6 protein-coding genes are annotated in these 11,665 nt (G+C 50.7%); 3 read left to right on the top strand and 3 right to left on the bottom strand.

Annotated features, from left to right (window positions below; genetic code table 11):
- Nucleotides 1–301 precede the first annotated feature (301 nt).
- Nucleotides 302–1,453 (top strand): restriction endonuclease, encoded by a 1,152-nt coding sequence (locus DWB23_RS21500; RefSeq protein WP_121744835.1) that lies wholly within the window; start codon nucleotides 302–304, stop codon nucleotides 1,451–1,453.
- Between the two features lie 904 nt (nucleotides 1,454–2,357).
- A complete protein-coding gene (locus DWB23_RS21495) occupies nucleotides 2,358–3,575 on the top strand; it encodes an orc1/cdc6 family replication initiation protein (RefSeq protein ID WP_121744834.1) in 1,218 nt (405 codons plus the stop codon).
- A gap of 602 nt (nucleotides 3,576–4,177) precedes the next feature.
- Here DWB23_RS21495 and DWB23_RS21490 read toward each other — a convergent pair.
- From DWB23_RS21490 to DWB23_RS21480, 3 genes are all read right to left on the bottom strand, one after another.
- Entirely contained in the window at nucleotides 4,178–5,434 is a 1,257-nt protein-coding gene (locus DWB23_RS21490; protein ID WP_121744833.1) for an orc1/cdc6 family replication initiation protein, read from the bottom strand.
- Nucleotides 5,435–6,297: 863 nt separating this feature from the next.
- Nucleotides 6,298–6,579 carry a hypothetical protein gene (locus tag DWB23_RS21485; protein ID WP_121744925.1) on the bottom strand — a complete coding sequence of 94 codons (282 nt, stop codon included), beginning with the start codon at nucleotides 6,577–6,579 and terminating at the stop codon, nucleotides 6,298–6,300.
- Between the two features lie 424 nt (nucleotides 6,580–7,003).
- Nucleotides 7,004–8,368 carry a GIY-YIG nuclease family protein gene (locus DWB23_RS21480; RefSeq protein ID WP_121744924.1) on the bottom strand — a complete coding sequence of 455 codons (1,365 nt, stop codon included), beginning with the start codon at nucleotides 8,366–8,368 and terminating at the stop codon, nucleotides 7,004–7,006.
- 1,387 nt (nucleotides 8,369–9,755) lie between these two features.
- Between DWB23_RS21480 and DWB23_RS21470 the strand changes: the two genes are divergently transcribed.
- On the top strand, nucleotides 9,756–11,255 hold the full coding sequence (locus DWB23_RS21470) for a Cdc6/Cdc18 family protein (protein WP_238717543.1): 1,500 nt from the start codon (nucleotides 9,756–9,758) through the stop codon (nucleotides 11,253–11,255).
- Nucleotides 11,256–11,665: the final 410 nt, after the last annotated feature.

Below are 11,665 nucleotides of genomic sequence, written 5' to 3'. Positions count from 1 at the left end.
TCTGTTATATGATAATAAGTTTGTCTGTAAAGGTACTGTGTATATCTGTGAGGCTATTCACAGCAGACAGAATGTCTAGTTAGACCGATTTGAGGATCGAGTAGGTCGTAGAGTTTGTCTGGGACAATGCTCGCAGACGTGCTCAGCGAGATGGGCTATCAGTATAGCAACTGTCCCCGATAATGAGGTGAATTGTCATAGAGGATGGAATTCACGGATACAGTATCGGGAGTGTATCGACAAAATGAGCAGCAGTCTCTGAAGGATAAGAGCAAAACACCCCTGGTAGAATCTATGCTCTATGACCAGTTATGGCGACAAGTACGTCGTAAATGAGACATACCGGAGTTCGATGGACCCAGCGAAAGATGAATTCCAGACGTGGCTGAACGGACCAATTGATACAGGAATAAGAAATTCAGGCGGCATCCGCTCGATTAATAATCCCAACACCAGTGAACGCGAGTTCCTAGTCTTCTACTCTGATTCCAGCACCTCTCAGACTCAAAACCCATGGGAAGACGTCATCAATATGTCTGATGGCATTGCTCACTACTGGGGCGACGCTAAAGCAAGGCATCGTCCTGATCCAGACGCTCCCACGGGTAATAGATGGGTCAAAACAGACTATACTGAAACCTACGCTCAGGGCAAGCGTGCAGACGCTCCACCAGTGTTATTATTTGAACAGCCAGAATCAGGTAAGGTCACCTTCCGTGGAGTGTGCGTAATTACTGATCTCAGAATTGAACGTCACAAAGATGAGGGCGAAACGGCTGTCAACTACTTGATTGAGCTTTCGATCCTAGATACCGATGCTGCCAGTCTGGAATGGATTCATCGAAAGGCCCGGACTGGTGTCGATATCGGCGGGCCTGACGCTTGGAACCAGTGGGTGTCAGATGGACGGATTCAACGGTACTCGATATACAAAGACAGCATCCGCGCAAAGGAGACCCAATACCCAGACGGACACGAGAAAGAACTGCTCAATGATATCCGGAACCGTCTCGACGGTCCGAATAAGGGGGTCCAACTCGAGTATCTTCTCAAATTTCTTCTCGAACAACTCCCCGCATTCACTAATGTAGAGTTGACTCCCCCAAGCGGTGATAGGGGTGTAGATCTCACAGGGAGTATCGATCTCCTTGTAGATACTCATCTGAGTGGAACTGCAACAACGGTAGATTTCAAGGCACAGGCAAAAAACACGGCCAGTAGTATCTCTGGGAAAGAACTCAGCAGACTGGCTTCTAGGATCGATGATGGTGAAATTGGATTGTTTTTTACTACTTCCCACTTCACACACAGCGCACAAAAAGAAAATTCGACAACCTATCCGGTTCGGTTGTTCGCAGCTACTGACTTAGTTGAGTTACTTCTCCAAACTGATCTGGTCGAAAATCACCGTCTCACTGATGAGATTGTAAGTGAAATTAGGAAATTAACTTAAGGCATCTGATGGCTCCTCACGCTTTTCAGACGCGAAAAAACGTTCTCGAGGCAGTCAATAAGTTACCACTAATCTCTTGAGAGGTCTGGTGAATCGCTATAGGGTGTTGGGTTAGACAGTCTTAGTGGCCCTGTACATGAATCTGACTGCTTCGCCAACATGGATTCGCTGAAAGTTGTAGCCAGAATTGTCCAAGAGTATCGCATCGATTCACCGAATCTAGTGCCAAAAGTCACTGTAGTCTAACGATTCACAGAGCCATTTGAGGTGAAACACGCGGCGTGATCGCGTCAGCGGTCGTCATGCCAATCGCGCCTCGGGCAATGTCGCGGACTGGTAGTTGTGACTCTGTGCAACGCTATCGAACAAATATGTGCCGTTTCGCATCGTTTCAGCGATGGTTTGCGACCGTCTATCAAGATAGTTGCGTGATTTAAACACAAAGGTGTAGGTCGCCAAGCTGTCGGTAGAGGGTCACTGTCGAGCAGATGTAACAGATACGGTCGATTCCGCTACTTTGGAAGACACCCCTCATTTTCAATGAAAAACGTTACACCGACGATTCTGGTTTCCGAAAGTCGATGGCTGTGGACACACCCACCCCATCGTGTCCAGTGTCTTTGTGCACCAGTTTGATCGGAAAGCTGTTGGAGTCACTCCAACCCAAGAAATCCATTCACTCACTACTGCATTAGCTATCGTTCGGACTAGTTTGTGGATAGACCTTTTAAACTTTTCTCATGTTTAGAGTTCTTTGGCAGCGGAGTCTCCCTTGCTATTCCGGGAAGACACTGGACATAGTGGGGTGGGGGAGAGGGGGTGAGAAACGCGACACTAGACACACTGGACACACTCGACACGATGGTTTTATGTCGGTTCCCAAATACGCTAAGGCAAGATCACTATGGGCTTGTTCCAGCCTGACACGGATATCTTTCAGGAGCGAGATGTCCTCCGGGAGGATTACCAACCAAAGGAGATTGTCGGTCGCGATGAAGAGCTACAGCAGTATATTTCGGCCCTGCAGCCCGTCATCAACGGCGATCAGCCTGCGAATATCTTTCTCTATGGCAAAGCTGGCGTCGGGAAAACCGCCTGTACGCGCTATCTTCTTCGGGAACTCAAAGACGACGCGGCTGAATTCGATGTCGATCTCACAACTATCCGTACGAACTGCGAGGATCTGAGTACGAGCTATCAGGTCGCGATTCAACTGATCAACGATCTCCGCGACCCAGAGGATCATTTGAAGCCGACCGGATATCCCCGACGACAAGTCAACGAGTGGCTTTGGGAGGAACTCGACGCTATCGGCGGCACCGTCATCATCGTATTCGATGAGGTCGATCACATCGACGATGATTCGATTCTATACCAGATCCCACGCGCTCGAGCAAACGGCAATCTGGAGAAATCGAAGGTCGGAATCATCGGTATCTCAAACGACTTCAAGTTCCGCGAGTCGCTGAGTTCGAAAGTCCAGTCGAGCCTGTGCGAAAAGGAACTCCAGTTCCCTGCCTATAATGCGAATGAACTCCGTGATATCCTTCGCCAACGCGCTGATATCGCGTTTTTCGACGATGTCGTGCCGCATGAAGTCATCGCGAAGTGTGCGGCGTTCGGTGCTAAAGACGCGGGAGACGCCCGACAGAGTCTGGATCTGCTTATGGAAGCAGGGGACGTGGCTGTCGAACAGGACGCCACGCAGGTAACCGTCGACCACGTCGACCAGGCTCGAGAGTCTCTCGAGCGGAGTCGGATCGTCGACGGTGTTGCTGGTCTCACCCAACAGGGACATCTCGTGTTGTACGCCCTCCTAATGTTACACGAAGAGGGTGATACACCGATTCGGGCGCGTGACGTGCAGGATCGATACGAGATTATCTGTGGCCGAGCTGCAGTTGACCCGCTCGTTCCCCGACGGATGCGTGACCATCTCGGCGAGCTCTCGATGTTAGGGATTGCGAGTCGTACAGAGCGGAACAGAGGTGAATCGGGTGGTCGGTATTACGAGTACGCCCTCGACACGAATCCCGATCTCCTGCTCGACGCTCTCGACGAGACAGTGGACATGGTGGGGGTAACTGACGCCGTTCAGCAGCGTCTCGATCAGGAGCTCTGACACCCGAAAGACACTGGACACGATGGGGTGTATTCTGTCGCCTGCTGGTGATTTGGACACTGGACAAACTGGGGTGGTCGTCCGAGTACCGAAATGGCCGCGAAGACACTGGACAAACTGGGGTGTCCTGCGACTCTCGAGCTACCCAAGACACTGGACGTAGTGGGGTGGGGTGCAGTTCGGTTCGCAGATTGTGAGAAGACACTGGACACGATGGGGTGTGGACATTGGATTAGGACTCGAGAAGACGGAAATAGGGACTGTCTATTATGAGATTACTCCGGACATGGCGGTGTTCAGAATTCCCAAATCGAATGCGTCCAGATTTGGAAAGGAGAAACAGCGGACACGGTGGTGTGGGCCCGTGGACTGGCGTCCCGAATTCATATGATGGATTACATCGGATGTGTGATACTCAGTATATTCGAAACGGACGTGGTCTCAATCTGAACAAGAAATAGCGGACAGGGTGGGGCGGATCAACAGACATCTCATTGGCTATTCATCGGTTTTACTCCGGACATGGTGGTGTGAGTTCGTGGACTGTGACATGCGTGTGGATATTACTCCGGACACAGTGGTGTGATCCATGTGATACTGATTCACGAAAAGTCGGACAATGCAGGTTCCTCTTCGAACTCGTCATCAGCGTTGAAATATTGATTGACGGACTCGTGGATGCCAACATTCTCGAGGATATCATCAAGAGCGTTGAGGATGAGACTGGCATTCATATCGAGATTGTACTCTCGGTAAGTTCCCCCTCGCCGACCTTCATTCCGCTCGGTTACAGAGATCAAGCCGAGCATCGCAAGCTCGGAGAGATGATCACGCATCCGACGCGGGACGAGTGGATCCCGACCGGCTCGTTCCACAAATCGGGTGTATCGTGGGCGGACATCTCGAGATCGAACCGGCGTTTCATTCTCCAGATCGAGCGTTAACAGGGCGTACAGCACGAGATGGCCATGCTGGGTGAGCCCATTGATGCCTTCCTCGATCCGTCCGCGCTCGAGATCCCGACGACCACGTTCGACGTGTTTCTCGACCACGATCTCGGTATCGCCGTCGCGAGCGAGGTCACCGGCTTTCATTAACAGATCGATCGACTGGCGAGCATCTCCTGCATCCTTAGCGCCGTATGCTGCACAGAGAGGAATGACAGCGTCGTCGAGAACGCCGTTATAAAAGGCAACATCTGCTCGCTCGGTGAGAATTTGCTGAAGATCACCTGCATCGTACGCGGGGAAATGGATCTCCTGTTCACAGAGCGAGCTTTTCACCTTCGGTGAGAGATCGTCACGAAAAGAGAAGTCGTTAGAGATCCCGATAATTCCAGTTTTCGCCTTGGTAAGATTTTCGTTTGCCCGGGCACGTGGGAGTTGATAGAGAATGGAATCGTCTTTGACGTGGTCAATCTCGTCGAGGACGATGAGAATCGTCCCGCCTACATCGTCGAGTTCCTCCCACAGCATCTCGTAGACGCTTGACCGGGGATATCCGGTTGTACTGATCTGATTTGAATCATCGCGAAGTTCGTTCACGAGTCGCGTAGCGATTTGATACGAAGAAGTAAGCCCGTCACAGTTGAAAAAGACGAGGTCGAAATCGATGTCCTCGTACTGTTTAACATCTTCCTTGAGGTGGGAGAGTAGGTAATTCGTTGCCGCTGTTTTCCCTACACCCGTCTTTCCGTAGAGAAAAATGTTGTTCGGTTGCTCGCCGTTGACCACTGGTTGCAACGCCGTTTGGTAAGCACGGAGCTCATCGTCGCGACCAACGAGTTCCTCCGGTTGGTAATCTTCGCGAAGCGCATCGCGATCCTTATAGATGTCAGTATCCCGTTCAAACATTCCCATGGATGAGTTCCAATTACCTGACCTATTGGTGTCACGTATAATAAAACCACCCCGTCCGGAGTGTCCGCTGTTCCTTTGTTTATAAAAGAATGTCCGTCCACACCCACCCCACCATGTCCGCTGTTCCAACCATCACACCTAGGGTGGGGGCCTCAACACATCAAATAAACTATTGACACAGGAAAAGTTTATGTGTTAGAGGTCTCTACTAGTCCGCAGTGGGTCAAACAGGCGTGAATGAGTGTGGTGTACACCTCATTCACTAGAAACCGCGTTATTCTCAACTCAGATCACGGAAATCGAGTCTGTTCTCCGTTCGTCACGAGTTCCCGTCTCAGCGCGAGTCACGCTTTTTCTCGAGAACAGCGGACAAACTGGGGGGAGAGTGTTCACACCGTCGTGGCAACCGCCTGAGTTCGGCAATCTTCGTCATATCAGTCCCTCCCAGACTTCTCCGTGGTGTTCTGGACTTGTTTCGTGTTTCCAGCTACCGGTTGAACACCCCACCGTGTCCGCTGTTCTGCTGTTCACTTAGTATCGCTGCTCGAGAGCTCCGGACATAGTGGTGTGTCTAATTGCAATAAAATTGCGTGATAGCATCCGAATACACCACCGTTTCCGTAGCTACGCTAACAGTAATTCACCTACTCACACCACAATGTCCGCTGTTCTTCGCTGGTTTTGTCGAATACTCGTCGAGCACAACTCCGGACATGGTGGTGTTGGGCTCGTTTTCAGCTGGCCATTCCCCAAGTCTCATCCACTCACGCAACGACTACAACAGCAGACATTATGGTATTTATATCACGTAATAACGGCTCTCTGTGTCAATTACTCCGGACATGGTGGTGTAGCGTTCATCTTCACTCACCCGAGCTGACTGGACCTTTGTACTTTGATTTGATTTTGTCCCCTTTACGCCACTGCCAGTAGTAGTAGCGGTTGTCGTTGATTTCCTTGATCGTGATCGTCGCTTTTGCGGGGACGTCGTCTGGAAGATCGTCGGGCCGCTCCTCGATGTTGTCCTCATCTGATTTCCCCTTAAGGCGAGTCTCGCGTTCGTTGTATTCAGCCAGCTCTTCGGCAAGGATCTTGACTAATTCGGTCGGGAAGCCTGCCGGCGGAATTAGTCGCTCGTAGGACATGGGCTGTCGCCTCGCGTTAACCAACACGAACCGGCAAGCGATAGCTTTGTTGGTTAAGACAATCTTGAATTGGCCCGTTGCTCCCGTTAGCTGTAACACTACTCGAAACTCATTCATATGCAAGTTCCGTACTATGTTATATCGTGCTATAGCGTATCGAACTCAAGGTGCAGATCAATTGGCTTGGCGACGACCTGTTCGCCACTTTCGCGAACGAGGCCTTGGTTAAACTCGAGGAGCGATACGGGTGACCACGCTAATTTCATCGCGGATCTCTCCCCGTTCAATACGGTTCGAGATCGACTCGGCGCCTATCTCGTCGACACGATCGTTCCAGAACTGTATATAAATAGAGCGATCGTTCAATGCGGGTTGATCATTCGTCATTCTCCAGGACTGCTGCCTCTTCAGGCTCAGGAGGAGATCAATGTGAAGAGGATTTTAGCATATCTGCCTTGATTGGTGCTACGTCCGGAACTCCACTTTTATTCAGGAATTCACCAGGATATGCATCGTACGCGGTACCGATGAGCAATGGCTCTACTTCCGCGAGCGTCGCTGGTGTTCCATACGGTCCAATGTCGTCTTCAACACTCCATGCATGCACCCAGAGGTACGTCTGTTGGGAGAGTGTCTGTGAGTCAGAATCGAAGAGTGCCTGAACCCAGTGTTGTTTTCGTTCATCTTCCCCAGCGAGGGCCATCGACAGCTCTCCAACATGCCAGTAGTTCCCGCCGCCCCATCGTGCAAAGCTTCGCGTCGAATTTCGATCGTACGCGATCTCCGTGAAGTTTGAACTCAGCTCCCTCTTCTTCCCGTATGTTTCGGCCTTACCGATATACCGTGGTACGACGTCGGATGGGGTCGCCTGCTCTGGAGACGTCTCGAGGTGATACATGACATACAACAGGCCATCACAGCCATCCTCGAGGACGCCAGAATCATCGACGCACTTCTTTCCCTCTTGGCGAATACAGGTATCGATCTCGGCAGACCGTTCGAGGATGCCATCATCGTTCACATGGACCTGTAGATCGTCGGTGACATCGAACAATGGAACTGGATCGGATCGTTCTTCGTTTTGGATGTCAGTCAACATGTAGTCCGAAACCCAGTCTCTCCAGCACCCCGTCTTCGTCGTGAAACGCTGCACTGGTTTTGATTTGCCGTCAGCTGACGGTCTAGCGGACAATGGGGCTTCGCTTGCGACCCATTCGGATCCAGCCTTTCCGATTTCGTGAAGAACTCGATTTGGAACGAACTCGCGGTTCGCGAATATCCGCTCGTAGTGGTCCTGTGCATGTACAAGTCCGACGAGTTTGGCCTCGAGTTCCTGTCTATACGTGTCATATCCGTACGGACCGTACTCGAGTTCATCGACGTCAATGATCCAGACATACAGTGGGCTATCTGCGAGTTCGTAGATTGCAGCGATATGGTCGTATTTCGAAAAACTACCCCACTGACCGTCATCCTCCCACTCCGTGATCGGGAGTGCATTCCGGATCTTTCGGGAGTGCTGCCCGATTCGCGAACTGATATCGGCAGATTCGCCGACGTAGATCGGTGTCACGTCGCAGACGTCCGTATCATCTTCATCTAACAGATACACCAGATATAGGTACTCTCCGTCGTTCTTACCCCACTTGTAACTGCTCAGTGCACTGCTCGTCTCGGGTTCGCCCTCTGTGTGTTCGAAAAACGGGACCGGGTCTGAAGTCTCGTCAGAGCGAAGATCCTGTAGGAGCGTGTCCTCGAGCCAAGATTCCCACAGTGCTGCTTTTATCATCCAATACAGAGGCATCATTGCTGGTTAATAAAACACACGAGCATTCGGTTGTAGTGAAACATCCACTACCGAACGTCAACCATTTGACGAGTTCATCGGCCCACCCTAGATCGTGCTGTACATCTCGTCGTGACGGGTTTCGGAATCGTCGAACGACTAGCTCGTCAGAGCTGTCGAGAATGTGTTGTCAGCGCTCGGAAGGGATCGGACGGAGATTCGACGCAAAATCGCTGAGACTCGAGAAACGAACTTGTCCGCCTTCACCGTGCTCGACAAGAATTAACCAACAGAATCGAGAGTAGCGGAGGTTTGTTGGTTAAGATAGAAGCTGTTTATACTGGGTGGGAGAGATAGACGAAGCACGTGACCCACACCCCTCGTCAAGAGTGAAAAACAGCCGAGAGGCTAGGGGAAGGTCCATAAGAGAGAGCCTTGTGTAGACGTGGAACAGGAGTGACTCTCTTCATTGATGATGAACTGGCTCTAACGAACCCCCTCCCCCCTTTTTCGAGTTGTAAACTGCTGACGGAGGGGAGGGGTGAACAGCAGAAGAGACAACAAAACAGTCGATTGTGGCGGATACACTCAATGGAAGGTCTGAGCACCTAAATCTACAAGTTCCAACTAGAAATGCGAAAGCTTATGCTATATATTCACTAACTACAACCGTACTGGAGAATGAGAAAACAAATCATATAGCTGGGCTAGATGATTGGGATTTCAAAGAGTGTACGATCTCCTAATCTCGTTCGTAGTTTCTTTTCCGTGAATAATGGTATTTCAGAGTCTCCTCATCCTCTCTGATAACCTCGACTCTCACTACTCGCTGTTTTGAGTGACCTACACTCAGCGACTTACAACTCGAAAAAGGGGGGAGAGGGTAGTGCGTTCGGATTAGCAAACCGGACCAAGTAGTTATGGTATTTGTAGATTGGTATTACTGTCATTCGTGAACTGCTCCTACGAGCGTCGTCCTTTCGCGACGATTCTGGTGCTTACAACTCGAAAACGGGGAGTGTGGAACGAACCGTTTCAACTAGGTAATCATTCATAACATCCAAACTATACGGAGGTTACTCCTGTGCTTGATTCGACTTACTTGTACTTACAACTCGAAAATGGGGTGGGTGGTGAATTGTACTAGGTATGTTACCGCTCTTCAACGTCTTACAACTCGAAAACGGGGGGTTTGGGTCACGCAGGGATTTCGATGATGAATATCTTTGAGGATCCGTTACAACTCGACAACGGAGGGTGATAGATTCCGAAGACGGTATCTGGCTCACTTTGATAATATGGGGATATAGTTGTTAGATGGCCTGTTTTCGCCCGGTTACAACTCCACAAGGGTCCATATTTTTATACCCAGAGTTCGAGGGGGTTCATAATGGGACGAGAGGGACGTAGAATAGGATCGGATCATCCGGCAGGTGAGAAGGATAACGAACCCTCTTCTGCTGATCCTGAAAATCCTGAGTCAACGGGTGAGGATGCAGAGTCTCCCGATACGTCACAAATGACGTTCGAAAATGAATCGAATCCTACCGATTCATCTCAAGACGCAACAAACGGCGACGATAGTGGCATCTCAATCCGGGATCGGCTACAAACTGAGTCGTCCGGTGGAGTCTTCGCGAACAAAGATCTCGTTCGGTCAGATACTATCATTGACGAGGATCGTATCGTCGGTCGTGATGACCAGCTAGGTCGTGTCGTCGACAATCTAAAACCGGTGCTCCAGAACGAAGGAATTCCTGATATGCTCCTGAGTGGGCCCTCTGGAACTGGGAAGTCGCTTATCATTCATGCAGTCTGTAAACAGATCGTCGAACTATGTGAGTCACAGGGCAAGACCTTCGGGGTCCTCTCTATCAACTGCGAGGGGCCGAAGACAGCAGATCGTGCTGTCTATCGGTTAGTTAAAGCTGCTGCCGAAGACCTCGGTGTTGATCCTGGTGTTCCCCAAACCGGTGTCTCAACGGATCAAAAGCTCGAGCGGTTGTACGAACTAATGCGTGAGCATTACGACGGTGTCATCTTCATCCTTGATGAGATCGACACGCTCGAGGGACCGTACCAGGAGGCAGAATACAATTCTCTCATCTACCAGCTTTCTCGGGCTCGAAAACTCGCTGATTTTGATGGTCCGATCTCGCTTACGACTATCACGAACTATGCCGATTTCATGAAGGATCTCAACAGCCGCGCACAGAGTTCCTACAATCCTGACGACATCTTCTTCGACGATTACGATGCGACACAGCTCCGTAGTATTCTCAAAAATCGGCAGGACGCATTCAAATCGGGATCACTTTCGGATGACGTCATTCCGCTTGTTGCCGCGTTCGGGTCCCAAACACACGGGGATGCGCGGAAAGCGATTGACCTTCTCAGGTGGGCTGGCGAATTAGCTGAGCGGCGTGGTGCTGACACGGTCATCGAGACTGATGTCCGTGAGGCCCAGGAGAAATATACCGAAAATCGAAAACTCCGCCATATTAGTGGAATCTCGACTCAAAAGAAACTCTCCATCTACGCCGTGGCGGCCACTGCCCATTACGCAAGAGAATATCCTGAGTGGATACCCGCTGGACCTGCGTTCAAGACGTACCAATTCATTGCTGACACGATGGATGCAGATCAGTACAGTCGTGAGACTTTCGTAAATCACGTAACCGAGCAGAGTACATACGGTGTGTTGGACTTTGAGCGCCGAGGCAAGGGTCGAGGCAGAGGAGTACATATGTATTTCTCCCTCTCCGAGGATCCGGAAACGATTATGGGGACGATTCGTGAGGATTCCCGGTTCAAAGATCTGGCTCACGAAGAGGCGACTATTAGCGCAGTTGTCCGCGAACGGCTGAAGCAGTTCCGTAGCAAGAACTAATCTCGCACATAATCTCCCCGTATTTACTACTCGAAAACGGGGGGTGGGTGAGCCAAGAGATTCGACGTTCTACTACAGGTGATATGGTTTCTCCTCGCCCCTTCCCATTTACTACTCGAAAACGGGGGGTGGGTGAGCCAAGAGATTCGACGTTCTACTACAGGTGATATGGTTTCTCCTCGCCCCTTCCCATTTACTACTCGAAAACGGGGGGTGTTCACGGCCAGGGGTGATTCGTTACAGCTCGAAAATAGGGTGTGTCTCGTTACTACTCGAAAACGGGGGGTGGGTGAGCCAAGAGAGTCGACGTTCTACTACGGTGATATGGTTTCTCCTCGCCCTTTCCCATTTACTACTCGAAAACGGGGGGTGTGTCCTACGATTTTCTCGTCGTCGGTGCCACTGATGAC

Source organism: Natronorubrum halophilum (genome assembly GCF_003670115.1).
Classification (GTDB): Archaea; Halobacteriota; Halobacteria; order Halobacteriales; family Natrialbaceae; genus Natronorubrum; species Natronorubrum halophilum.
The sequence above is the reverse complement of the archived record's forward strand: the minus strand, read 5'-3'. Positions and strand labels throughout refer to the sequence as shown.